The sequence below is a fragment of the Gottfriedia sp. NPDC056225 genome (assembly GCF_042267765.1).
Lineage (GTDB): Bacteria > Bacillota > Bacilli > Bacillales > Bacillaceae_G > Gottfriedia.
Genome location: NZ_JBHJTJ010000015.1, coordinates 15,361 through 38,891, shown reverse-complemented (window position 1 = coordinate 38,891; position 23,531 = coordinate 15,361). Strand labels below are relative to the sequence as shown.

The window sequence follows — 23,531 nt, the reverse complement described above, 5'->3', positions numbered from 1 at the left end:
CAGGAAGTGGAAGCAGAACTGAAAGACCAGGAAGTGGAAGCAGAACTGAAAGATCAGGAAGTACAAGCAGAGCGGAAAGAACAGGAAATGCTGGCAGAGCGGAAAGAACAGGAAATGCAAGTAGAGCGGAAAGAACAGGAAATGCTGGCAGAGCGGAAAGAACAGGAAGTGGAAGCAGAGCGGAAAGATCAGGAAGTGCAAGTAGAGCGGAAAGATCTGGATATGCGGACAGATCGGAAAGAACGGGAAATGCTGGCAGAGCAGGTAGAACAAGAAACGATGGAAGATCTAGAAGTACAGGTAGTACACGTAACGAAGGAAGATCTGGTAGGAGAGGTAGATAGCAAAGATAGGTAGTAAATAATAATAGACACTCTGAAAAAGCGGTTTTAGGTGTCTTTTCCTTTCATTTGCTTTTTTACTTTAAAACTGAATTAAACTAAATAGGTGATTTTATGACGCAAAATGGATTTCGAGAAGAAAAAGAAGTTCAGCATATGGAGGATTTGAAAGTCCTTATTGAAGAGGCGAAGGAGTTTATCCAGTATGGGAAAGTAGCCAATTATATTCCTGCACTTGCGAAGGCAAAGAAAAAGGATTTATCATTGGCAGTGTTTTTGCCTGATGGACGACATTTTGAAGCTGGTAATACGAGTGCTCGATATACTTTGCAAAGTATATCGAAAGTGATTACTTTAGCTTTGGTATTAATGGATCGAGGCGAGGATTATGTATTCGAACGAGTAGGGATGGAACCAACGGGTGATCCTTTTAATTCGATTGCGAAATTAGAGATTAGGTCTGCTGGTAAGCCATTAAATCCAATGATTAACGCTGGAGCATTGGCTGTTACAAGTATGATAAAAGGTCATAGTATAAATGATAGATTTCAGCGACTTTTAAACTTCATGAAAGTTTTAACAGGTAATAAAGATCTTTCATACTCGAAAGAGGTTGCTGCATCAGAGTTTGAAACAGCACATCTGAACAGATCACTTTGTTACTTTATGAAGGAGCATGGCATTATTACTGAAGATGTCGAGTTGTTATTAGATTTATATACGAAGCAATGCTCAGTTGAAGTAAATTGTGTTGAATTGGCGAGGATTGGACTTGTTTTTGCGCTTGATGGATGGGATCCAATATCTAAAACCCAACTTATCCCTGAGAAAGTTGCTAAGATTTGTAATACATTTATGGTTACTTGTGGGATGTACAATGCATCAGGTGAGTTTGCCATTAAAGTGGGAATTCCAGCTAAAAGTGGAGTTTCTGGCGGTGTGATGGGTGCAGTGCCTCGTAGATTTGGAATCGGAGTTTATGGACCCTCACTTGATGAAAAAGGAAATAGCATAGCAGGTATAAAACTGTTAGAATTGCTTGCTTCTAAATATAATTTAAGTATTTTTTAAACATAAGGGGTTGTCTCATAAGTCAGGTTGTATGACATAGGGGCACTCCTTTTTTATGATTTTGAACTTATGTCATGGATTAATAAAAGCAGGGGGTGTTGATTTAACAATTTCCCCCTAAAATCACCGCGCTCATAAGTTTAAACTATTTAAATAATCCTTTGGAATGTGAATAAAAAGTCCCTAATTTCAACCAATTTTTCCCCTTCGTCCTATTTTTTCTGAATCTGATCCTTAAAATTAGTCCTTAACTTTTCCCTTTATTCGAATATTTTGTGTATAGTAGAGGTAGACGCAAAAAAGGGGATAGGAAAATGGACTCACTATTATTACTTTTTATTTTAGGAATCGGTGCTGCAGTGGTTGGAACGTTAGCAGGTGGTGGGGGATTAATTACACTTCCTATGATGATTTTTCTTGGAATTCCAATTCAAACGGGTATTGCTACAAATAAGTTTGCTTCAGGTTTAGGATCGTTTAGTAGTATACTTTATACAATTAAAAAGAGGGATTTTAAGCCATCTATCATTTTGCAATTTATACTTGTTTCTATATTGGGTGGAGGAATTGGAGCATTTGTTACAAGTATGTTAAATGAACATGTGATGAATATAGTCGCATTAGTTTTATTAACTGGCTCGGTATGGTTAACATTTGCAAGTAAAAAGTGGAACTATGAAACTAAGAATAAAAACGGTGTGGAAAAGCAAACATTACTAGATAGAGGAATCTTAACTGGAATCGGCGTTTATGATGGGGGCTTTGGTCCGGGTTCATCAACATTTGCAATCTTGTATTTTATTAAAAAAGGGTTTACTTATGTAAATGCTGTTCAATTAGCAAGAGTATTAAATTTTGGTAGTTGTTTATCAGCGTTTGTCATTTTTTATATGACGGGCCACTTTCAATGGAAAATCGCTGTAACAATGGCAGCTGCTTCGATTCTTGGGAATCAGGTTGGATTAAGGTTTGCAGAATTCGTACCGATGAAGCTTGCCCGAATTCTTTTGATTTCAGTTTCTGTCTTGTTAATTGTTCAAGTAAGTTTGAAGTTATTTGTGTAAATGTGTAAAGGTCTGTGCGAATGTCCACAGACTTTTTATTTTTGTTGATAATTGAAGATTATTTATTTAATGGATATACTCTGAAATTATTTTATCAACAAATTTGAATACTATATCAATAAAAACTACTGTTATATCAACAAAAACTATAACTTTGTCAACAAAGTTCACAGCTTTATCAATAAAGTACACATAGTGTTCGTATTTTCCGCAATATTGCTACGTATTAATACATCCACAGCATAAAAAAGGTGATTTTTACGCCTAAGTAGAATAGCATAAATAATCAATCGTTTAAGAGGTGAGGGTAATGAATCTGAAAGAATATAATTGGGTTAAAGAAAATCGTGAAACATTATTAAACTTTTGTAGTGAATTAAAGCAAGAGGATTTTACTAGTAAACTAGACGGGTTCGGTTTTCAAAGTGTAAGAGAATCACTGCTGCATATGGCTGAATGTTATATTGCTTGGATTGGTTCGTTTATTTTATTAAAAACAAAAAAGCCAATTACGCCAAAGGAAAATATCGTAAATATTAGTCTTGAGGATATTAGATCAAGATTTGAACTAGCTGATTTATACGTAAGTGAATTATATGGTATGCCGATTGATGACTTAAATAAACCTATTATTAGAACGATTCCATGGAGAAATAGTAATGAAGAAATTTCCTTTACACCGATGAAATTGTTAATACATACAATTACACACGAATATCATCATAAAGGACAAATTGTCGCAATGGCTCGTCAAATGGGGTATATTCCACCTAATACAGATGTTTTAGGCACAGAGGATTAAGAGGAAATTAAGGTTAGAGGATTTTTTATTGTATGGCTGAGTGAACAAGAGGTTAAATTTTATAAGAGAAATGGCTATAATCAATGTAATGAAGCAATGTAGTAGCGACTTAAAGCATAGGAGAATGAATGATGAATGATTTAGAAACAGCGCATATAGACACCCCGTTAGGTATGTTGCGGATTGTTGGGAATGATCAAGGAGTAGCATATATTGATTTTGTGAAAGAAGAGAATGGTGAAATCAGTAAAATAGTTCCGATTGCTTTAAAGGATGCAGTAAATGAATTAGTTGAATATTTCAACGGAAATCGAAAGGAATTTAGTATTCAGTCAATTGCAAAAGGAACTCCTTTTCAGGAAAGTGTATGGAGGGAACTTGTTAAAGTAAAATATGGAGAAACAGCTTCTTATGCAGATATTGCTAATCGAATAGGAAATCCAAAAGCGGTAAGAGCAGTTGCTAATGCAAATGCGAGAAATCCGCTAAGTATCATCGTTCCTTGCCATCGAATTATTGGATCGAATGGTAAGTTAACTGGTTATGCTGGAGGCTTATGGCGGAAAGAGTGGTTGTTAAAAAGAGAACAAGGTATGAGATTAGAAATATAATAAAAAGAGCAGGAATCATGGACTCTAGTTTCCATATTCCTGCTATTTTTTATTCTTTCGGTTCTTTTTCGTCGATAATGTTTATTTCAATTTTTGGCTCAACGTCTTCATCTATAATACTATCTGCGAATTTTGCTTTTTTCCTTAACTTAATGATTCTAGATATATTAATAATTACTACTTTACAGATTGCATATGTTGGTACAGCTAAAACCATACCAAGTACACCTGCGAAGTTACCCGCAAATAATAATAGTAAAATAATCGTTAAAGGATGAATATTTAACTTTTTCCCCATAATATATGGTGAGATTAAATTTGAATCAATTTGTTGGACGATTAAAATCACTAATATTACGAATAAAGCTATTTTTGGAGAAATTAGTATAGCAACAATTACTGCAGGAGCTCCTCCGATAAATGGACCGAAGTAAGGAATGATATTTGTAACAGCTGCAACTAAGGCTAAAATTAAAGCATTAGGTAATCCGATAATGCTGTATCCAATAAATGTTCCAATACCTACGAATATACAAACAATGGTTTGACCTTGAATGTAAGAAGCCAATGTTTCACTTGTTTCCTTAGCTATATGAATTGCTTCTTTCCTCAAACTTTGAGGTGAAAAACGAGACATTGCAGTAGGAAATTTATGACCGTCTTTAAACATATAAAACAATATAAATGGAACCGTTAAAATGATTAAAGTTACATTGCTAAGTATATTAAAAAATGCACCAATTCCACCCGTAATTCCACCAAGAAATACGATTGAGTAATCTGCAACTTTCTTTTCTAAATCTTTAATTTCAACGTAGTTTTGGCTTCCTAACCACTTTTCTAATAATCCAATTTTATTTGTAGCTTTATTTACAATAGTTGGCATATTATTTACCAAATCTTTAAATTGATCGGTTAAAGTAGGGAATACATTAATGATAGTTACTACTGCAATTAAGATTAATGCAAGGTAAAGAAGCAAAATACCGATCGAACGAGGCACCTTTTTACGCTCTAAAAAATCGACTATTGGTGCTAATAGGAAATATAGGAAGATCGAGACAAGTATCGGTGCAAATAATGTACTAATTAAAATTGCTATTGGTTGAAATAAAAATGAAATCTTTGTTCCAACGAATAAAACTAAGAATAACAATAGTATTTCGACCGTCCAAAATAATAACTTAGAGTTTTTAAACAATCAATAACCTCCTTTACTGTATTATGAATTTTATTAAATTAAAAACTTATGTATAAATACCATAATATAACAAAAAGAGATGCTTGTAAAAGCACCTCTTACTGATTTGGTTCAGTGATTGTTTGCATTGTACCAGTTTTATACATATTATTAGTGTCAAAGCGTAGTAAATCTCCGTAAACAATATTATCTGAAAGAGTTAATTCTTTCTTTGCTTTATCGATTAGCAATTTGGATTCCTGATCGCTAAGTTCTACTTTTTCTGCAGTTTTTCGATTATAAAAAGTATTTGAGCCAGCTACATAATAATATTTACTTGTGACGAAACTTCCATCGCGGAAAACAATAAATTCTGTATATTCTGGACTAAATAAATCTTTACCAAATTCGATATCTGATTTGGTATCTACACCTAAAAGGTGAAGAATAGTAGGTTTTACGTCGATTTGACCAGCAACCTTTGTAATTGTCTTACCTTTTTGTTGCTTAGGTAAATGAATAATAAATGGCGTACGTTGTAAATCCATATGATCATAAGGTGTTATTTCATCTTTACCTAAGAACTGAGCCATTGCACGATTATGGTTTTCAGAAATTCCATAATGATCACCATACATAACAATAATCGTATTATCATAAAGACCTGATTTTTTCAGACCTTCAATAAAATCCTTAATTGCTTCATCCATATATCGTACAGTCGTTACATATCGATCAAGTGTTTCGTCACCAGAGTTATATTGATCAATGAATTGATCTTTAGGATCAAGTACGAAAGGATAATGGTTTGATAACGTTAAAAATCTAGAATAAAACGGTTGTTTCACTTGTGATAAAAGAGGGAGTGATTGTTCAAAAAAATCTACATCCTTTAATCCCCAGTTAACTGAATTTTCATCTGTAATATTAAAATCTGATTCGTTAAAGTATCGGTCGTAGCCTAAAGAAGGGTACATTACATTTCGATTCCAGAAACTTTTATTATTTGCATGGAATACAGCTGAATAATATCCTTGATTTTTTAAAATTTCAGGTGTAGCCATATATTCGTTATTTGCGTGTGTGAAATAGACAGCACCACGATCTAGTGGATATAGTGAGTTATCGATAATAAACTCAGCATCAGATGTTTTACCTTGACCTGTTTGATGGTAAAAGTGGTCAAAATAATAACTTTCTTTAATGTATTTATTTAAAAATGGAGTTATTTCTTTCCCATTAACCTTTGCACCAATTGTGAAATTTTGCATTGATTCTAATGAAATAACGATAACATTTTTGCCTTTATATTTTCCAAAAAGCTTTGCATCTGCTTTTACACCATTGCTATTTACGTAGTTTTCGATTTCAGTTAATTTACTACTATCAGCAAAAGCCTTTTGTGTTGATGTTTTTGTTTGAAGTGAAAGATCATAACCTTGATATACATATAAACCAAGATTTTTTACAAGCATTTCTCGGTCAAATGATCGAGTAAGTAATTCAGGTCTTTCCATTTCAGCTAATCCTAAGTTTAATACAGCAATTGCAATCGTGATTAAATAATAAGTTGACTTCATAAATGAAGGTATTCGACCACTGTTTGAAAATTTAGGAAATTTTTTTGAGATGAAATACAAGATCAAAATATCAATAAACATAAATATGATTTTAAAGCTTGCTAATTCTTTTACACTAGATCCTAAATCACCCATATTACTAGTTTGGAAAAGTACTGGTAAAGTTATGAAGTCATTAAAGAATCCATAAAATAAAACGTTTCCACATAATAGTAAAGTTAAAATGAAATTTATTAGCAAGGCTATCGCATTACGTTTTTTCCCTTTGAAAAACAAGGCGATCCCTACTAGAAATAAAGAGGATGCTAATGGGCTAATAAATAATATTACATTTTGAAAGACTGTATCAATTTTTAAATCGAAACTAAAAAGAGTAACAATATACGTTTTTAGCCAAACTACTAACGCAACTAGTAATACGAATCGTACACGTGAAAATGTTGCTTTAAATGAAGTAGGCATAGTCTCTAATCCCCCTTAAATACAAAACAAACTAGCGTTCAGTCAACTAGCTTTTCTTTAAATATGCATCTCTCTAAGTCGTCAAAATTTATCGTACTCCGTTTAAAATTAAAAATCAATAGGAAATACGATTTCGTTATGTAAATCCGTTCGACAAAATCTATTAAGTATATAAAAAAAATAGGCTACTAGTAAGCCTATTCTTATTTTCATTTTATGGACAACTTTATCAATCTATGCTTCTTAATAGTAATTTTTTTAACATCGGCTTTAATTGAACTCTTAAATCTTCAGCATCTGAGGCGATTAAATAATGGTGCTGATAAATATTTTTCATTAACTGCGATGTTTCTTCTTGATGTTCTTCTTCTTCAATGAAAGTACCAATTACTTCAATTCCAAGTTTTCTAGCTTGCTTAACTGCTTCATGGGTATCGATAATACCATCCTGGAAATAGTCTAGAGCTGAAGGTTCGCCGTCTGTAAAAACAAGTAGAAATTTATGCTTTTCCGTTCGTTTAGCGAGCTCTTCTGAAACAACTCTAATCATTAATCCGTCACGATTATCTTCTTCTTCATGAAGCTGCATTATATTAGGACCAACTGAAGGTGATAAGGAGCTAGAAAACGGAATGACTTGATGCAATATATTTGGTTTATTTTCTTTAGATGCATTTGAAGCATCCTCCCAAAATCCACTAATACTATGCGAAATTTTTAATTGTTTCAATGTTTCATGGAATAGAATAACACTTTTTTTAACTTCATCCATTTTATTAAACATCGATCCTGAGCAATCAACTAGTAAGTAAAAAACTGCATCTAATTCTTTCGATTCATTTTGTTTTTTATAGAACATTTTAGGATTTTCTTCTGTGAACAGTCGAATCCATTTTTTATTTAGTCTGCCATAGTACTTATCCGTTGGTGCATTTTGTTTATTCTCTAAAGATTTTTCAATCGTTTTTCTTAATTCTTTAACATCTTTTGAGACCATTGCTGATAATGTAGAATACTGCTTCTTTTCACTTATATTTTGTCCAATTGCTTCGAGATGTCTTATTGATACATTGCTATTGTATTTGCCATAAGCATTTTGCTGTGAAGAGGATGAATTAGAAACCTCATGTGATTCAGTTTGTTTTGATTTTTTATTCTCGCCTTGTTTAGAGGAACCGAATGCATTTGCAATTGCCTGATCACCGGCTTCTTCTTCTCTTGCAAAGTTTGCTTTAATAGAAGTTTTTGTTCCACTTTCTACTTCAAAGCGTAAAAAATTATCGTCTGTTTCATTATTCTTACTTTCTCTATGCCAAGTGGATAATTTTTCATCTTCACTATTTCTTTCATCAAGACCATCTTGACTGTCATCATTTTGAAGTTCCTTAACTTGACTGTTACAAGAAGCAAGGTCGGTAAGTTTATTTAATGGAAGATAGCCAAAGTATGTGTGAATCATATCTTCCTTATAGATTGAAAGTAATCTCTGTTGCACTCTAAATATAATAGAAGAAATATCACTCGTCTTCTTAGCTTCAAACGTTTGAAAAAGGATTGGTAAAATATCCTCTAATTGTTCATTTGTATGATAAGTTAACTGTGAAGAGGTGAGTGAAAGATAGATTAAACAAAATAATTGATCTAAATGGAAATTACGGATTTCATTTGCTTTATATTGCGATTCAAAATAATGTCTATATATTCTTTTTCTCGTAGAAAATAATTGTCTTGTACCCGGTCTTTGGCGAATAATTAGTTCTTCTAATCGGATATCTTCGAGTAGGACGTAAAGTTGTGTAAAAAAGCTTTTTAAATGAGTTTCGTGTAATTCCTTAAGGACATCCTTAAATTCAGTAAAATCGGTATAATGCTTATTACCTAAAGCTTTTAAGTACACGTCTGATTTTAGGCCCTGTAACTGTGTGTTATGTTCTTGAGTTTCCCAAAAATGACTTATCGTAAATTTTTGTTCTTCATCGTCATAATAAGCCTGAAAATCAAATTCTAAAAATGCATTTTGATTTTTTGAAAGAGAGATCGATAAATTTTCCATTTGAAGAAATGTGGATGCATCGATTTTTTTATTATTAAAAATGATTTGTTTCATATTTTAATCTCACTCATTTCAAGAAAGAAAATAACTTTCTGCTAATTCTCTAACAGTTTCACGCTCGATATCATCACTTAATTTCGCGATAATAGTACGTTCAATTGCTCTAAGTACTGGAATATGAACTGATAAATCACATGCGTCAAGTACACCACGAATACTAGCTGCATCTTCACTAATTCTTCCTTCACTAGCCAATGGAATTAAATCACTTGAAAAACTAGTGAACTTTTTCAATAACTCTTCGTCCTTTAACTCAGACTCATCTTTTAATAATTGAAATAAAGACTCACCATTTATATAAGGAACATCAATAATAATGAAACGGTTTTTTAAAGCTTCATTTAATTCACTTGTCCCTACGTATCCTTCATTAATTGCTGCGATTACTCTAAAGTTTTCATCACCTTTTACTACTTCTTGAGTAAATGGGTTTGTAATCATTTTGCGATAATCAAGTGCACCGTGTAGTAATGGCAATGTTTCTGGTTTAGCCATATTGATTTCATCTATATATAAAATATGACCCTTTTTCATTGCCTTCATTAAAGGTCCATCAATAAATACAACTTCGGATCCATTAGTATTTGAAGCAATTGTGTTATATCCGACAATCCCTTCTATATCTAAATCAACTGAACAATTTATGCTGTGCATTGGTTGATAAAGTAATTTTGAAAGGGTTTCGGCTAGAACTGTTTTACCACTTCCAGTTGGACCCTTTAATAGTATATTTTTACCGAGTAGAAGAGCTGTTATTGCATCTTCTAAAATTGTTTTGTCTTGGGAAACATATTGTTTTGTTCCTACTAATAGTTGGTCTTCTTTTAGTACCTTTTGAATGTGTTCATTGTATATAAAATTTAATTTTTCTTTTATAGAACTAGAAAGATTTAGTTGTGTATTCATAATTACTCCTTTAATTAAACAGTGTTCAATATTTGAATTGATCCATTTTTGTACTAACCATCATATTATCACATATCAAGATTGTGAATGTCTTGTCCACAAATTTTATTGGAATTTGGTAATACAGATTCCATCTACTTAGTATAACAGTTTGTAAATTATCAGGAAAGTTTTCAGAATGAATTACTATATATATGAAACAACTGTAATAAAGTGGAAAGTATCTAATTGTTTATATTATTAAGTTTTAGACTACTTTGTTCAATATTTCACAATATGTTCAAAAAGTATGTAAAAGATTTAGTAAATCATATGATAAATTAAACATGTAATCTGTTATATACCTAATTAACTTTCTGTATTACATGCAGAAGAGGAGGAGTAATACGATGGAACAATGGAGACAATTTGAAACTGGACGATGGGAAAAAACGATTGATGTAAGAGACTTTATTCAAAAAAACTTTAAATCTTATGTTGGTGATGATTCATTTCTAGTCGGGCCAACTGATGCAACTAAAAAACTTTGGGATATAGTACTTAATTTATCTAAAGAAGAACGCCAAAATGGCGGAGTTCTAGATATGGATACGAAGATTGTATCTACAATCACTTCACATGAACCAGGCTATTTAGAAAAAGAATTAGAACAAATTGTTGGTTTCCAAACAGATAAACCTTTCAAACGATCACTACAACCATTTGGTGGGATCCGAATGGCTGAAGCAGCATGTGAATCTTATGGATATAAAGTTGATGATGAAATAAGTAAAGTATTTTTGGAATATCGAAAAACACATAACCAAGGTGTATTTGACGCTTACACGGCAGAGATGAAAGCAGCAAGACGTTCTGGCGTTATTACTGGATTACCTGATGCATATGGCCGTGGGCGAATAATTGGTGACTATAGAAGGGTAGCATTATACGGTGTAGATCGATTGATTAAAGATAAAATGAACGCTTTAAATATCACGACAAATGTTATGTCTGAAGAGGTTATTCGAGATCGTGAAGAATTAAATGAACAAATTCGTGCTCTAAAAGAATTAATGCAAATGGCAAAGACGCATGGTTTTGATATTTCTAAACCTGCAACAAATTCAAAAGAAGCTTTCCAATGGTTATATTTTGGTTATTTAGCAGCAATAAAAGAACAAAATGGAGCTGCGATGAGCTTAGGCCGCGTATCAACATTTTTAGATATATATATTGAGCGTGACATTGAAGAAAATACAATGACTGAACAAGAAGCACAAGAGCTAGTTGACCACTTTGTCATGAAACTTCGATTAGTTAAATTTGCTCGAACACCGGATTATAATGAATTATTTTCAGGGGATCCAACTTGGGTTACTGAATCAATTGGTGGAATAGGAATTGATGGACGCCCACTTGTAACGAAAAACTCATTCCGTTTTTTAAATACATTAGATAATTTAGGACCAGCTCCAGAGCCAAACTTAACAGTACTTTGGTCAGCACAATTACCAGTAGGCTTTAAGCAATATTGCGCTAAAATGTCAATTAAAACTAGTTCAATTCAATATGAAAATGATGATATCATGCGTCCTGATTATGGCGATGACTACGGCATTGCATGTTGTGTATCTGCAATGACAATTGGTAAACAAATGCAGTTCTTCGGTGCGCGAGCAAATCTTGCAAAAGCATTATTATATGCAATTAATGGTGGTATAGATGAAAAGTCAAAAATGCAAGTGGCACCAATGTATGCTCCAATTACAACTGAATATCTTGATTACGAAGAAGTAAAAATGAAGTTTGATGTTTTATTGGATTGGTTAGCAGGTCTATATGTTAATACGTTAAATTGTATCCACTATATGCATGATAAATATAGTTATGAACGAATTGAAATGGCATTACATGATGCAACTATTAAACGAACAATGGCAACAGGTATTGCAGGATTGTCAGTATGTGCAGATTCATTATCAGCTATTAAACATTCAAAAGTTAAAACGATTCGTGATGAAAACGGAATTGTCGTTGATTTTGAAATTGAGGGAGACTATCCAAAATACGGAAATAACGATGATCGAGTAGATGATATTGCTGTTGACCTTGTTGAACGATTTATGGCAAAAGTAAGAAAGCATAAAACTTATCGTAATTCTATTCATACAACATCAGTACTAACGATCACGTCTAATGTTGTATACGGTAAAAAGACGGGTAATACACCTGATGGACGAAAAGCTGGCGAACCATTTGCTCCAGGTGCCAACCCATTACACGGACGCGATACAAATGGAGCGCTAGCATCATTAAGTTCTGTAGCAAAATTACCTTACGAAGATGCACAAGATGGAATTTCTAATACGTTCTCAATTGTTCCAAAAGCATTAGGTAAAGATGAAACGACTCAAATATTAAACTTAGTAGCAATGTTAGATGGATATACAGAAAAAGGTGGACATCACCTAAATGTAAATGTATTCAATAGAGAAACATTAATGGATGCAATGGAGCATCCAGAAGAATATCCACAGTTAACGATCAGAGTTTCTGGCTATGCAGTTAACTTTATAAAACTAACTAGAGAACAGCAAATCGATGTCATAAACAGAACTTTCCACGGTTCTATGTAAAATTGCTTCAGTAATGCTTTTTGCCTGGTGAAGTTAAATATTCACTAGGCTTTCATTTTTTAATTCTTACTTATTAGCTGGGATTGTTTTCAGGTAGATACTAATTAAAGAGGTGATTGGCAAATGATTTCAGGAAATATACATTCAATTGAAACTTGCGGTACTGTCGATGGACCAGGTCTTAGATATGTAATCTTTACTCAAGGATGTTTATTAAGATGTCAATATTGTCATAACGCGGATACTTGGAAGATTGGTTCTGGGAAAGAAATGTCAGTAGAGCAACTAATGAAAGATATTAAGACGTATCTTCCTTTTATGAAATCATCTGGTGGTGGGGTTACAGTTAGTGGTGGCGAACCTTTACTACAATTAGATTTTCTGTTAGAAATGTTTAAATCTTGTAAGAAAATTGGAATCCACACAACAATTGATAGCTCTGGTGGTTGCTTCAGCACTGAACCCAATTTTCTTTCAAAATTAGATGAGGTATTAGAGTATACAGATTTAGTTTTGTTAGATTTAAAACATGTTGATGAAAAAAAACATATAAAGTTGACTGGTAAATCAAATGAACAGATTAAAGCTTTTGCTAAATACTTGGATAAGAAAAAAACTCCAGTTTGGATTCGCCATGTTTTAGTTCCTGGCATTACTGATTCAGAAGAAGATTTAATAAACTTAGGTGGCTTCATTAATACATTAGGCAACGCAGAAAAAATTGAAATTTTACCATATCATCAATTAGGCGTTTATAAGTGGGAAGCATTAGGATTAAAGTATCCATTAAAAGATATTCAGCCACCATCTGAAGAAAGTGTAAATCATGCATTTCAGTTATTAACGAACCCAAAAGTATTACAAAACGGTTAATATAAATTTATCACAGCGAGACAACGAAGTAAGCGTGCGGTTGTCAGCAGTCTTAAGCTAACCATTTTTCAATTTGGTTAGCTTTTTATTATTATTTAGACATTTGACTAAAATAAATTTGACTTTCATGAATATAATGAAAAATAGTTGTTTTTTAAAGGGTGTGTTTTATGAAAGAGTTTCGATTTTCATGGTATGTATTTCGTGATAATGAAGTTGAAGTAGTGGGGGGAAGTTTTGTACGAGGCGAAAAAATTGAAGACGAGATGAATCGAATTATACAGAAGCTTAGTAAAGAATATTATGTTAGACCATCGTCTGTTTTGATCATCGAATCAAGTGAGATTAAATAAGAAAATGATTTTTTGAAAATAGTTGTTTATATGTGGGGAAACTAACCGATAGAATAGTTGGAAAAAGTTATATTAATAAAATAAAAAAGGCTTTATTAAAAAGCCTTTTTGAAAATAGTTATTTACCTACTCCATTAAAATTCGTATAACCTGCAGCGCGGTCAGCGCGTTTAAATTCTTTTGCATATAATACTTCTTGAGTAGAACTTAAATTACGTCTTGTTTTATCTTTTCGTTTTTCCACAAAAAACACCTCGCTAAGTTATAAAATCCTTAGTAAGTCTATCCATTTTTTGAGGAGGCTATACTAAATTACGCTTCTTTTAAATGCGTAACCTCATGTTGTTGATAATCTTCACGCATAGTATGCAATAAATAATTATCTTTAGTGATTTCAAATAGATCGTAAATTTCTTCATTTTGATTTATTTCTTTATATAAGCAACTACGCGATTCGTTCGCTAAAGTTGCGTATGGTAGTTTACTTGCAGCATAAAAAGAGCGTTTATTAACTTTGCGAATACGCATAAAAATAGAGTTTATTCCTAATTCATGAAATAACTCGTGGAAGAAAGCATCTTTTGCTGGTTTGTTATAACCCATTCCGTGAAAAGGTTTGCCTAACCATGTTCCTAAAAAGCCATATCCAGCTTCTATATCATGTAATGAAATGTTACCAATAGGGTTGCCCCACTCATCTAAAATTGTTCTTGATATCATTTTTCCTTGTTCTTCTAGTTCGATTGCTTGTTTTGTGATAAATAAGAATTCCTCGTACGAATTAGCTTTATGGCGCACAAAGGGAAAGACATCAGGATGCACCATAAGTTCAAAAAGTACAGAACAATCTTGTAAATCTCGCTGTTTTAGCATCTCTACTCCTCCTAATCATAAGGGTAGCGAAAGAAGGTTACGCCACCCGCGAAATTTTTGTGAGGACTAAAAAAAATTTGAAGTCCTGTGAAGTGCATTACTATGAATAAATTGTGAATAATTTTTTAATGCACCCTAAAATTTCGGGGTGGGAATCGAACCCACTAGGACCAGCGATTTACTGGTGGCTCACCATTTGCCTTTCCCGTTAAAATACTATATAAGAATAGTGTTATTACACTATCTATTTAATTTACCGCATAAAGTCTTACTCTACTATAATAAACGATTTTTTACAAATTGAAAAGTAAAATTATTCGATATTTTTATACACAATTCTACCATCTATGACAGTGATTAATGGCTTAGCCATATAATGAAACGGGTGGTGGGACCATAGCACGACATCACCATCTTTACCTAATTCTAAGCTACCAATTCTGTGAGATAGATTAAGATTTTTTGCCGGATTTATCGTGATTGCTTTTAATGCTTCGATTTCAGGTAAACCTTCACGAACTGCTATAGCTGCACATACATTTAAATACTGAATTGGAGTGTATGGGTGATCAGTTGTAATTGAAACACTTACACCAATATCAGTAAGAGCTTTGTATGTAGTCCAGGATTTATTTTTTAATTCGATTTTTGAACGTCTAGTTAGTGTAGGACCAACAGATACTTGAAGGTTTCGATCCTTTAGTTGGTCAACAATTAAATGACCTTCCGTACAATGTTCGATTCGGATATCTAAATTAAATTCTTCACCAAAACGTATTGCTGATAAAATATCATCCGCACGGTGAGCATGAATTCTTACTGGAATTTCTCTATTCAATGCTTTAATAATTGGTATAATTCGAAAATCATCTGGGTTATGTGAATTTTTTGCTTCATAAAATGCCTCTCGGAGCATGCCCATAATTCCCATTCTAGTAATCGATTCTTTATTCCCGTTACTATGAGTCCTTTTTGGATTTTCTCCAAAAGCAATTTTCAATCCAGATGGCTCTTGTATAATCATTTCATCGACACATTTACCATAAGTTTTAATTGTACAAGTAGTTCCTCCAATTACGTTTCCACTTCCAGGCATGATATGAGCTGTCGTAATTCCATGCGTAATGGCATCATTAAAGGCAACATCAAGAGGCAATATTCCATCCATTGAACGAATATGCGGAGTCAATACTTCAATTGTTTCATTTGCGTCATTTCCGGCCCAACCAGTTCCTTCGTCATAAAGTCCTAAATGAGTGTGCACGTCAATAAAGCCAGGAAAAAGTGGTTTACCTGCACATTCAATAACGATCGTTTGATCTTCCATAGAAAAAATATCTGGTGCAATTTCTTTAATTTTCCCGTTTTCAATTAACAGATCATGATTATATAAAACTTGAGAAGTAACGGGGAAAATTGTTGCATTCTTAAATAATAGATTCATGATAAATCCTTTCAAAAATACTATTTTAATGTAAACTGTAAAGCTTCTTTTAAAGATGGAAATTGAAAGTTATAATTAGTTTGTATAGCTTTAGAAGGCATAACTTTTTGACCTTCTAAAACTAGCATACTCATTTCACCTAGTAGTAATTGAAGGGCAAAATCTGGGACTTTTAATTTGTTTGGTCGATGTAATGTAGATGATAAGAGTGTACTAAATTCATTCATTGTGACTGGACTAGGTGACACAAAATTAATCGGTCCATGAATGTCATTATTTTTTATTAAATGGATGATGAGTCCAACAACATCTTTCTCATGAATCCAAGAAATCCATTGAGTACCTTTTCCAATAGGACCACCAATAAAATACTTATATGGCAATATCATCTTTTGAAGTGCTCCACCGCTTAATCCAAGTACAAGGCCAAATCTAGCAAGAATAGTCCGAATCCCCAATTCTTCTGCTTTTTTGGCAACGTTTTCCCATTCCAATACTGTTGATGCTAAAAAATCATTTGAAATAGGCTTGTCATGCTCATTAAAAGTTAATGATGTTGAAGTTCCGTAATACCCTATTGCGCTAGCATTAATAAAAAGGTTTGGACGGTGGGCTTGTCTTTCAAACCATGCAATCAGTTCATTTGTAGATTGTAAACGGCTTTGTAGAATTTTATCTTTTAATCTTTGAGACCATCTGCCGCTGTTTATTGATTCACCAGCTAAGTTAATGACTATGTCAATTGATTCCCTAAAAGAATTCGAGGTTAATTGATCCCAATTAATATAAGTAATAAATGGATTAGTTGATGTTCTTATATTTCTCGTGACGATATAACATTGATATTCACTTCGAATAAATTCATTTATTAATTGAGATCCAATAAACCCAGTACCACCTGTAAGAAGAATCTTCATCCACGCATCTCCTTAATTCATAATATGATATTATTATTTTTATGTGTATAGTAAAACAAAATTTCTTTTGAGGTAAATTATGTCTATTATTACGAAAATTCAAGTTCAAAAATTAAATAAAGAACGTTTTAATATTTATGTTGATAATGGTAAAGGTGAAGAATACGCATTTAGTGTAGACGCCGATACTATCGTTAAATTTAATATAAAAAAAGGGCAGTCTTTTGAGCCGTATGAAATAGAAGAGGTACTAAATGCTGATCAATTAAGAAAAGCATATCTCTCAAGTATTGTTTATTTATCCAGAATGATGAGAACTAAAAAAGAGATTGAGCAATACTTAGCTAAGCAAGAATTCTTGATCGAAACAATCCAAACAACGATCATTCGACTTGTAGAAGAAGGATATATTAATGAAGAAAAGTATGCTAATAGTTATGTTAGTACTTCAATCAATACGACCTTAAAAGGGCCAACTATTATTAAGAATGCACTAGTTGCAAAGGGTATTCCTAATTCAATCATTGAAAAAAGCTTAGCCTTATTTTCAAAAGAAACACAAATTGAACATGCCATTTCACTTTGTCAAAAAAAGGTTTCTTCGCTTTCTAAGTATTCAACAAATCAAAAAAAAGCAAAGCTTGAAGAATTGCTAAGAAGAAAGGGTTATTCAACGAACATCTCTTCGATCGCAATTGAAGAAACACAGTACGAAAGTGAAGCGGATGACGAATTAGAAGCACTGTTAATCCATGCTAGAAAAGCGAAAAGGAAATATGAACAATTAAGTGATTGGGAATACAAACAAAAAATGAAAACAACATTATATCGAAAAGGCTTTTCAATTGATTTAATTGAAAAAGCAATTTTAATTTTAGAAGAGGATGAAACATAATTTAATTAGTTGATATATGTAGACAAAGTTCAAAACAATTGAATTCAGACTAATTGCGAGCGTTTGTCTTCGAGGAGCGGAGTTACCTAAACGGTAATGAGCACCGCAGACAGACGAAGCAACGAAGTAAGCGAGCGCTTGACAACAGTCTGAAACTAATTTAATTGGTAGTATGTTATTAGCTTGATATAATAAACTTATCGATGATGATTTTAGAGGAGACTTAAAATGCAAATTCCAAAACGATATAGTGACTTAACAAAAGATGAATTAGTTCAAGAAATTAGCAATTTGAATCACCAAGCTAGAAAAGCCGAACAAATGGATATGATCAATGAACTTGAAGTTATACTCCGTAAAAAAACGATGGCTCAATCATACTTATTAGACGCAAGTCAATTTATTCCTGGTATGCAATATGAATTGATCGAAGAACCAGGTGTTTTATTCATGATAACATATATGAATGGGATTTTTGCTTGGGGACATAAAAGTACAAGTGAAGAAGAAATAGGAATTCCTATTGCATTATTAAAAAAAATTGGAACGAACTAAAGCTTTCAATCAAACGAAAAGAGAAAGATTGTGTTTATTAAAGATAAAAAACCAGGAACGATCTATTCCTGGCTTTCATTTCTAAAAATTAATCATTACTAGGATCACTTTTAGCCATTCTTCTTTGTGGACTTGTATTTATTTGACCGTTAGGACGTTTTGAAGCATTTTTTGATTTATAGTCGATTGATCCGTCAATTTTCGTATCATGCTTTTGAGCTGAAAATCGTTCGCTTTTTGTTGTCATTTCAATACCCCCTAGTGATAAATGATGGGATGAACCATCATCAATATGATGACCATTTTAGATTCAGATATGATTATAAATAATGTTTAAAAATTGGAAGGTGTAATTTATGGAGAAATATTTAGAGCAGTTAACTGAACTACTACTAAAAGAAAATAGCCAATTAACATACTCACAAGCAAAAATTTGGGTGGAATGGCTTTGGGAAGATTTTGAAGCAACTTATGCTAAGGCTGGAGAATATCATGGAGAACAAATGTCAAAAAAAGTTGTTCAACAATTTATTTTTCAATATGGAAAGTATTTGCACGAAACTGATATTAAAATTGCAAAGCCACCAGGATTACAAATTTTAGTAACTGAAGAGAAGGACAATCTTCTTCATTAAAAAAATAACCCTTAGCTAAGGGTTATTTTTTTCATACTTATAAATTGGCAACGGGAAGAAAAATCGATGTAGTTTCATTTTTAAAAGCTCGCCAATCGCTCAGTTTTCTTTCTTGTTTTAGGATTTAAGCTTTTAATTTTTTCTGTAATTTCTTTTCGCTAAAAATCCAACCAGTGAATGAACTGATTATATTATGTTCGTAGTCGAATTTAACTACGGCAACGAAGGGATAGTATGTTTCGGTTCGGTATCTTAAGTCGATTAGTCTAAGTTCCTTATGGTCGTCATATCCAATTAATTCCCAAATGTAAACAGGTGAAAATGCGAGAAAGGATTTAACATTATCGTCTTTAAAGGCTGCTTTCACGTCTTCGATTACAGGTAATGGGATTCTCTTAAATACATCGTGAATTTTAAAGATTCTTTTCTTAATTTTTCCTACGTAATGATGAGTTTCTGTACTTGCTACAATATGATAATGAGTGTATTTTATAGAAGGTGAAACATAGACACGTTTTGCATCTGGTAATTTTTTAGTTACTGTTTGAATTACGATTTGTTTTTGTCTATATCTAAATGCATAGTAAAGAACCATGATGATATAGAGCATGACACAAATTGGACCAGCTCTAAAATGAAATATAACAAATGGCACGCCTACTAAATGGATTGCAAAAATTATTGGGTCGAAAGTGTTGATGATCCCAAAAGCAATCCAACGTTTTGAAAATGGCCTTAGAGCTTGTGTTCCGTATGCATTAAATAAATCTACAAAAACATGTACGCCAACAGCTAGAAAAGACCAAAATAAATAGAGTCCAAAGTGTTCTCGATTATTAAATAGTGTCATAATGGTGGAAAGCGATAGCGTCCATAATATGACTGCGGGAATTGAATGTGTAATTCCACGATGATGTTTTAAGTATTTAGCGTTATTTCTTAATTTTAAAATCGTGTCACTATCTGGTAATTGTGAACCGATGATTGTTGTTAATAAGAATGAGTTTGCCAAATGTGGGTCATGTAGGATGATTGGACTCAGGGTTGCTAATCCGCCAAGTGTAAATCCCATTACAAGATGAGTACCAGTATCCATTTAGTTCCTCCCTTTATTTACCCTTTTAATTCTTATAGTATTAACTACTAACAAAAATATATAGATGTTATAGAAAGGTATATGTTATGAATGAAGATTTAAATAAGATATTAGAAGCTTTCCCCAAAAATGACTTTAAAAATAATTTAGTTAATTGGTTTTTAGCTGAACAAAGAGATTTACCTTGGAGAAAGAATAAAGACCCGTACCGAGTGTGGGTTTCAGAAATAATGCTACAGCAAACGCGTGTAGATACAGTAATTCCTTTTTATAACAATTTTATGCAGAACTTCCCAACAATTGCCGATTTAGCTAATGCCGAGGAAGAAAAAGTATTAAAAGCATGGGAAGGACTAGGATATTATTCTAGAGCTAGGAATTTACAATCAGCTGTCCGTGAAGTCCATGAAGATTATTCAGGTAAAGTACCAGATACTCCAGAATTAATAAGCAAATTAAAAGGTGTGGGACCATATACTGCGGGTGCAATCCTAAGTATTGCATATGGTAAACCGGAGCCAGCTGTAGATGGGAATGTAATGAGGGTTTTTTCTAGAATATTAACAATTTGGGAGGATATTGCTGTCCCGAAAAACAGAAAGATTTTTGAACAAGCCGTTAGATCACTAATTAGTCATGATGATCCATCTTCATTTAATCAAGGATTAATGGAGTTAGGTGCATTAATTTGTACACCAACAAACCCAGCCTGTTTACTATGTCCAGTCAGGGAACAATGTTTAGCTTTCGAAACTGGAGTTGTTTCTGAGCTTCCAATCAAAAGTAAAAAGAAAGCCCCGAAACCAGTTAATCTAGCGGTCGGAGTGATTAAGAATAAAAACAATCAATACTTAATTCAGCAAAGACCTTCTAGTGGATTACTTGCTAATATGTGGGAGTTTCCAACTGCAGAATTACAATCAACGATATTATCCAAAAGTGACATGCTGAGATTTTTCTTAAATCAAGAGGTTCAGTTAGAAGTAGAGGGTTTATCATACCAATTTAATATTGAGCATGTGTTCTCACATCTTGTATGGAAAATGGATGTATATGTTGGCGAAGCGATAAATGAGGGGAATTTAGCGAGTAATCAAAAATGGGTTACGTTAGACGAGTGTAAAGAACTGCCTTTTCCTGTCGTTCATCAAAAAATTTATCAACAGATTGAAAAGCTTGTTTGAATTTCAGGCATTTAATCGTTACAACACCATCAAAAAATCCCAACACAATTGTTGGGATTTTTTTTACAGATTATCCTTAGTTAAATCAGTTTAATCAATTGTAGGGCGAGTTCCACTTGTCCAGTCTGCTTCGTTTCGATGCAAACCACCTCGAGATTCAATTTCTTTTATAATTTCTTTTTGCATTGTGCTACCTTCAATATTTAAATAACCCGTGATTTGTTGAAAAGAATGATGGTAATATTCCAACTCACTATCTTTCCAAGCAGTTTTTGGAGTCATTGATAATTCTGTGAGATCTCTTCCTACGTACATAAAAAGCCTCCTCATAATTTATTCGCTTAGTTTTCCACTCGAACGGTTCATTAAACAAAAAAATTAAGTTAAATTTTTTTACATATTCCCCCGACTAATGGACATCATATTATTCGTGGAGGTGATAAATCATGAACAACAACAACAATCAATTCAATGCTGGAAAAACAGCATCTGGTACTAACATTGGAAAAGTACAACAACAAAACCAAAGTTTTGGACAAGAGTTTTCAAGTGAAACTGATGTTCAAGCTGTAAGAGAAGCAAATGCAAAATCTGCACAAAAATCTGCTTCTAAAAACTTTGGACAACAAAACCAACAATAAGCATTTTAAAAGAAATTGAAATACTAGAGGTGCGCTGTTGATGGGACGGTAATAAGCTATTGAAGCTTAATTTCCATATCATCTTCCTGTCTGATGTGAGATCATGCAGTCTAGTTGTTATAAAGAACGTTCGAAAAGAGCATCCTTATAAAAGGGTGCTCTTTTTTATAATTTAGACCTTCCTTAGAAATCCACATACTTTTTACAAAATGAGTATTTTCTTTCCAAAAGTCAAATATCGCCAAATGTAGTCAAAGGGATTATGTTAGTTTTCAAGAAATAGTGTATTAATGAAATAAGGATGGTGAATAGTATGCAAGTATTCGATGAATTGGTAAGTCGTCAACTTGAAACAATGGATCAATTAATAAAGATTCAAGAAGAAATTGAACGATGTCAAGAAATTGAAAACCAACTATTTGAATTAGAAGATTTGTCAAAATTGTCTTCTATCCAAGATGAGATACATATAATGCGAACTGAATTAAAAGCTATCCAAGACACTTTTTTAATACAAACCCAACAAATTATTAAATCTTTCTCAGATGAGAGAAAAATTGCGTTAAAATAAAAAAAAATTTGGGCCATATTACCAAATTGAACGCCCTTTTGTTTAAAAATGGATAAGAACTAGTTATAATAGAAGTGTAAAGTATAAATAAAGTGTTGAAATGCGTCCACACTAGAAAGAAGGGAGAAGCCATGAACGTTCCCAAGCCGGGAGAAAAGATACAGATACATAGTTATAAACATAATGGACATATTCATCGTATATGGGAAGAGACAACCATTTTAAAAGGGACGCAGCAGTTAGTAATTGGCGCAAATGATCGCACGCTTGTAACTGAATCGGACGGTAGAACATGGGTTACACGAGAGCCAGCAATTTGTTACTTTGATATGGATTATTGGTTTAATGTCATCGGAATGATTAGAGAAGATGGAGTTTACTATTACTGCAATATTAGCTCACCTTTCGTCTATGAAGACGGTGCCATTAAATATATTGATTATGATCTTGATATTAAAGTTTTTCCAGACATGACTTACGTGCTGTTAGATGAAGATGAATATGAAAATCATCGACAATTAATGAATTATCCTCCTATTATTGACCCAATTTTAAAGAAAAACTTAGGTTATTTAAAGGAATTAATTCATCAACGAAAAGGGCCGTTTGCTACCGATTTTATTGATAATTGGTATGAGCGATTCTTAATGTATCGTGATTAACCTGAAACTGTTGAGCGGACTTAGTTTTTTTGAGATTCAATCATCTCAAAAAGATAATTGCTCAACAGTTTCTTTTTGAATGATATG

Annotated in this window: 26 protein-coding genes; 15 read left to right on the top strand and 11 right to left on the bottom strand. The window is 32.8% G+C overall.

The window, feature by feature from the left end; translation table 11 throughout:
• The 5 genes from ACFCYN_RS12055 to ACFCYN_RS12035 form a co-directional block, all read left to right on the top strand.
• Window positions 1–344, top strand: a 344-nt coding sequence (locus ACFCYN_RS12055; RefSeq protein WP_375949497.1) for a hypothetical protein, incomplete at its 5' end; no start/stop codon positions are given.
• 111 nt (window positions 345–455) lie between these two features.
• Entirely contained in the window at window positions 456–1,412 is a 957-nt protein-coding gene (glsA, locus tag ACFCYN_RS12050) for a glutaminase A (RefSeq protein ID WP_216853992.1), read from the top strand.
• Between the two features lie 314 nt (window positions 1,413–1,726).
• On the top strand, window positions 1,727–2,476 hold the full coding sequence (locus tag ACFCYN_RS12045) for a sulfite exporter TauE/SafE family protein (protein WP_172447072.1): 750 nt from the start codon (window positions 1,727–1,729) through the stop codon (window positions 2,474–2,476).
• Window positions 2,477–2,786: 310 nt separating this feature from the next.
• A complete protein-coding gene (locus ACFCYN_RS12040; RefSeq protein WP_375949495.1) occupies window positions 2,787–3,278 on the top strand; it encodes a DinB family protein in 492 nt (163 codons plus the stop codon).
• Between the two features lie 131 nt (window positions 3,279–3,409).
• On the top strand, window positions 3,410–3,889 hold the full coding sequence (locus tag ACFCYN_RS12035; RefSeq protein ID WP_216853993.1) for a methylated-DNA--[protein]-cysteine S-methyltransferase: 480 nt from the start codon (window positions 3,410–3,412) through the stop codon (window positions 3,887–3,889).
• A gap of 49 nt (window positions 3,890–3,938) precedes the next feature.
• Here the strand turns inward: ACFCYN_RS12035 and ACFCYN_RS12030 are convergent, their stop codons facing one another.
• The 4 genes from ACFCYN_RS12030 to ACFCYN_RS12015 all read right to left on the bottom strand — a co-directional run bounded on the left by ACFCYN_RS12030 (window position 3,939) and on the right by ACFCYN_RS12015 (window position 10,130).
• Window positions 3,939–5,090, bottom strand: a complete 1,152-nt coding sequence (locus ACFCYN_RS12030; protein WP_375949493.1) for an AI-2E family transporter — start codon at window positions 5,088–5,090, stop codon at window positions 3,939–3,941.
• Window positions 5,091–5,188: 98 nt separating this feature from the next.
• On the bottom strand, window positions 5,189–7,111 hold the full coding sequence (locus ACFCYN_RS12025; protein ID WP_172447076.1) for an LTA synthase family protein: 1,923 nt from the start codon (window positions 7,109–7,111) through the stop codon (window positions 5,189–5,191).
• Between the two features lie 229 nt (window positions 7,112–7,340).
• On the bottom strand, window positions 7,341–9,218 hold the full coding sequence (locus tag ACFCYN_RS12020; RefSeq protein WP_375949490.1) for a vWA domain-containing protein: 1,878 nt from the start codon (window positions 9,216–9,218) through the stop codon (window positions 7,341–7,343).
• A gap of 18 nt (window positions 9,219–9,236) precedes the next feature.
• Window positions 9,237–10,130, bottom strand: a complete 894-nt coding sequence (locus ACFCYN_RS12015) for an ATP-binding protein (protein ID WP_375949488.1) — start codon at window positions 10,128–10,130, stop codon at window positions 9,237–9,239.
• A 389-nt stretch (window positions 10,131–10,519) separates the two neighbouring features.
• On the opposite strand from ACFCYN_RS12015, the gene pflB reads away from it, so the two are divergent.
• From pflB to ACFCYN_RS12000, 3 genes are all read left to right on the top strand, one after another.
• Window positions 10,520–12,745 carry a formate C-acetyltransferase gene (pflB, locus tag ACFCYN_RS12010; protein ID WP_375949486.1) on the top strand — a complete coding sequence of 742 codons (2,226 nt, stop codon included), beginning with the start codon at window positions 10,520–10,522 and terminating at the stop codon, window positions 12,743–12,745.
• A gap of 123 nt (window positions 12,746–12,868) precedes the next feature.
• Entirely contained in the window at window positions 12,869–13,618 is a 750-nt protein-coding gene (gene pflA / locus ACFCYN_RS12005; protein WP_375949484.1) for a pyruvate formate-lyase-activating protein, read from the top strand.
• Window positions 13,619–13,788: 170 nt separating this feature from the next.
• Window positions 13,789–13,971, top strand: a complete 183-nt coding sequence (locus ACFCYN_RS12000; protein ID WP_098121536.1) for a hypothetical protein — start codon at window positions 13,789–13,791, stop codon at window positions 13,969–13,971.
• 118 nt (window positions 13,972–14,089) lie between these two features.
• On the opposite strand, the gene ACFCYN_RS11995 is transcribed toward ACFCYN_RS12000, so the two are convergent.
• From ACFCYN_RS11995 to ACFCYN_RS11980, 4 genes are all read right to left on the bottom strand, one after another.
• Window positions 14,090–14,215 (bottom strand): YfhE family protein, encoded by a 126-nt coding sequence (locus tag ACFCYN_RS11995; protein WP_172447081.1) that lies wholly within the window; start codon window positions 14,213–14,215, stop codon window positions 14,090–14,092.
• A 68-nt stretch (window positions 14,216–14,283) separates the two neighbouring features.
• Window positions 14,284–14,844 (bottom strand): GNAT family N-acetyltransferase, encoded by a 561-nt coding sequence (locus tag ACFCYN_RS11990; protein WP_375949481.1) that lies wholly within the window; start codon window positions 14,842–14,844, stop codon window positions 14,284–14,286.
• Window positions 14,845–15,157: 313 nt separating this feature from the next.
• Window positions 15,158–16,288: an amidohydrolase gene (locus ACFCYN_RS11985; protein ID WP_375949479.1), complete on the bottom strand. Its 1,131-nt coding sequence runs from the start codon at window positions 16,286–16,288 to the stop codon at window positions 15,158–15,160.
• Window positions 16,289–16,308: 20 nt separating this feature from the next.
• Window positions 16,309–17,205, bottom strand: coding sequence for a TIGR01777 family oxidoreductase (locus tag ACFCYN_RS11980; protein ID WP_375949477.1), 897 nt, complete (start codon window positions 17,203–17,205; stop codon window positions 16,309–16,311).
• A 79-nt stretch (window positions 17,206–17,284) separates the two neighbouring features.
• Between ACFCYN_RS11980 and recX the strand changes: the two genes are divergently transcribed.
• Together recX and ACFCYN_RS11970 are read left to right on the top strand one after the other, a co-directional pair.
• On the top strand, window positions 17,285–18,100 hold the full coding sequence (gene recX, locus ACFCYN_RS11975) for a recombination regulator RecX (RefSeq protein WP_375949475.1): 816 nt from the start codon (window positions 17,285–17,287) through the stop codon (window positions 18,098–18,100).
• Window positions 18,101–18,328: 228 nt separating this feature from the next.
• Window positions 18,329–18,655 carry a YfhH family protein gene (locus ACFCYN_RS11970; RefSeq protein WP_172447085.1) on the top strand — a complete coding sequence of 109 codons (327 nt, stop codon included), beginning with the start codon at window positions 18,329–18,331 and terminating at the stop codon, window positions 18,653–18,655.
• A gap of 88 nt (window positions 18,656–18,743) precedes the next feature.
• Here the strand turns inward: ACFCYN_RS11970 and sspK are convergent, their stop codons facing one another.
• Window positions 18,744–18,902, bottom strand: a complete 159-nt coding sequence (gene sspK / locus ACFCYN_RS11965; RefSeq protein WP_098121529.1) for a small acid-soluble spore protein K — start codon at window positions 18,900–18,902, stop codon at window positions 18,744–18,746.
• A gap of 109 nt (window positions 18,903–19,011) precedes the next feature.
• Between sspK and ACFCYN_RS11960 the strand changes: the two genes are divergently transcribed.
• On the top strand, window positions 19,012–19,290 hold the full coding sequence (locus tag ACFCYN_RS11960) for a YfhJ family protein (RefSeq protein WP_098121528.1): 279 nt from the start codon (window positions 19,012–19,014) through the stop codon (window positions 19,288–19,290).
• A 124-nt stretch (window positions 19,291–19,414) separates the two neighbouring features.
• On the opposite strand, the gene ACFCYN_RS11955 is transcribed toward ACFCYN_RS11960, so the two are convergent.
• Entirely contained in the window at window positions 19,415–20,386 is a 972-nt protein-coding gene (locus ACFCYN_RS11955) for a metal-dependent hydrolase (RefSeq protein WP_172447086.1), read from the bottom strand.
• Between the two features lie 86 nt (window positions 20,387–20,472).
• Between ACFCYN_RS11955 and mutY the strand changes: the two genes are divergently transcribed.
• Window positions 20,473–21,570 (top strand): A/G-specific adenine glycosylase, encoded by a 1,098-nt coding sequence (gene mutY / locus ACFCYN_RS11950; RefSeq protein WP_375949472.1) that lies wholly within the window; start codon window positions 20,473–20,475, stop codon window positions 21,568–21,570.
• 90 nt (window positions 21,571–21,660) lie between these two features.
• Here the strand turns inward: mutY and ACFCYN_RS11945 are convergent, their stop codons facing one another.
• Window positions 21,661–21,885 carry a hypothetical protein gene (locus tag ACFCYN_RS11945; protein ID WP_375949470.1) on the bottom strand — a complete coding sequence of 75 codons (225 nt, stop codon included), beginning with the start codon at window positions 21,883–21,885 and terminating at the stop codon, window positions 21,661–21,663.
• 131 nt (window positions 21,886–22,016) lie between these two features.
• Between ACFCYN_RS11945 and ACFCYN_RS11940 the strand changes: the two genes are divergently transcribed.
• The 3 genes from ACFCYN_RS11940 (at window position 22,017) to ntdP (ending at window position 23,444) form a co-directional block, all read left to right on the top strand.
• A complete protein-coding gene (locus tag ACFCYN_RS11940) occupies window positions 22,017–22,211 on the top strand; it encodes a gamma-type small acid-soluble spore protein (RefSeq protein ID WP_375949468.1) in 195 nt (64 codons plus the stop codon).
• A 313-nt stretch (window positions 22,212–22,524) separates the two neighbouring features.
• Entirely contained in the window at window positions 22,525–22,782 is a 258-nt protein-coding gene (locus tag ACFCYN_RS11935; protein WP_098121523.1) for a YgaB family protein, read from the top strand.
• 131 nt (window positions 22,783–22,913) lie between these two features.
• The gene (ntdP, locus tag ACFCYN_RS11930; protein WP_098121522.1) at window positions 22,914–23,444 is read left to right on the top strand and encodes a nucleoside tri-diphosphate phosphatase; all 531 of its coding nucleotides are present in this window, start codon (window positions 22,914–22,916) and stop codon (window positions 23,442–23,444) included.
• Window positions 23,445–23,531: the final 87 nt, after the last annotated feature.

Bases quoted from the DNA above. Each gene is read 5' to 3' on its own strand.
- ACFCYN_RS12000 (WP_098121536.1), top strand. From the start codon at position 13,789: ATGAAAGAGTTTCGATTTTCATGGTATGTATTTCGTGATAATGAAGTT.
- glsA (WP_216853992.1), top strand. From the start codon at position 456: ATGACGCAAAATGGATTTCGAGAAGAAAAAGAAGTTCAGCATATGGAG.
- ACFCYN_RS12025 (WP_172447076.1), bottom strand. From the start codon at position 7,111: ATGCCTACTTCATTTAAAGCAACATTTTCACGTGTACGATTCGTATTA.
- ntdP (WP_098121522.1), top strand. From the start codon at position 22,914: ATGAACGTTCCCAAGCCGGGAGAAAAGATACAGATACATAGTTATAAA.
- mutY (WP_375949472.1), top strand. From the start codon at position 20,473: ATGAATGAAGATTTAAATAAGATATTAGAAGCTTTCCCCAAAAATGAC.
- ACFCYN_RS11980 (WP_375949477.1), bottom strand. From the start codon at position 17,205: ATGAAGATTCTTCTTACAGGTGGTACTGGGTTTATTGGATCTCAATTA.
- sspK (WP_098121529.1), bottom strand. From the start codon at position 18,902: ATGACAACAAAAAGCGAACGATTTTCAGCTCAAAAGCATGATACGAAA.
- ACFCYN_RS11955 (WP_172447086.1), bottom strand. From the start codon at position 20,386: ATGGATACTGGTACTCATCTTGTAATGGGATTTACACTTGGCGGATTA.
- ACFCYN_RS12020 (WP_375949490.1), bottom strand. From the start codon at position 9,218: ATGAAACAAATCATTTTTAATAATAAAAAAATCGATGCATCCACATTT.
- ACFCYN_RS12040 (WP_375949495.1), top strand. From the start codon at position 2,787: ATGAATCTGAAAGAATATAATTGGGTTAAAGAAAATCGTGAAACATTA.
- ACFCYN_RS12045 (WP_172447072.1), top strand. From the start codon at position 1,727: ATGGACTCACTATTATTACTTTTTATTTTAGGAATCGGTGCTGCAGTG.
- pflA (WP_375949484.1), top strand. From the start codon at position 12,869: ATGATTTCAGGAAATATACATTCAATTGAAACTTGCGGTACTGTCGAT.
- ACFCYN_RS12035 (WP_216853993.1), top strand. From the start codon at position 3,410: ATGAATGATTTAGAAACAGCGCATATAGACACCCCGTTAGGTATGTTG.
- ACFCYN_RS11945 (WP_375949470.1), bottom strand. From the start codon at position 21,885: ATGTACGTAGGAAGAGATCTCACAGAATTATCAATGACTCCAAAAACT.
- ACFCYN_RS11960 (WP_098121528.1), top strand. From the start codon at position 19,012: ATGGAGAAATATTTAGAGCAGTTAACTGAACTACTACTAAAAGAAAAT.
- pflB (WP_375949486.1), top strand. From the start codon at position 10,520: ATGGAACAATGGAGACAATTTGAAACTGGACGATGGGAAAAAACGATT.
- ACFCYN_RS11935 (WP_098121523.1), top strand. From the start codon at position 22,525: ATGCAAGTATTCGATGAATTGGTAAGTCGTCAACTTGAAACAATGGAT.
- ACFCYN_RS12015 (WP_375949488.1), bottom strand. From the start codon at position 10,130: ATGAATACACAACTAAATCTTTCTAGTTCTATAAAAGAAAAATTAAAT.
- ACFCYN_RS11990 (WP_375949481.1), bottom strand. From the start codon at position 14,844: ATGCTAAAACAGCGAGATTTACAAGATTGTTCTGTACTTTTTGAACTT.
- ACFCYN_RS11985 (WP_375949479.1), bottom strand. From the start codon at position 16,288: ATGAATCTATTATTTAAGAATGCAACAATTTTCCCCGTTACTTCTCAA.
- recX (WP_375949475.1), top strand. From the start codon at position 17,285: ATGTCTATTATTACGAAAATTCAAGTTCAAAAATTAAATAAAGAACGT.
- ACFCYN_RS11940 (WP_375949468.1), top strand. From the start codon at position 22,017: ATGAACAACAACAACAATCAATTCAATGCTGGAAAAACAGCATCTGGT.
- ACFCYN_RS11970 (WP_172447085.1), top strand. From the start codon at position 18,329: ATGCAAATTCCAAAACGATATAGTGACTTAACAAAAGATGAATTAGTT.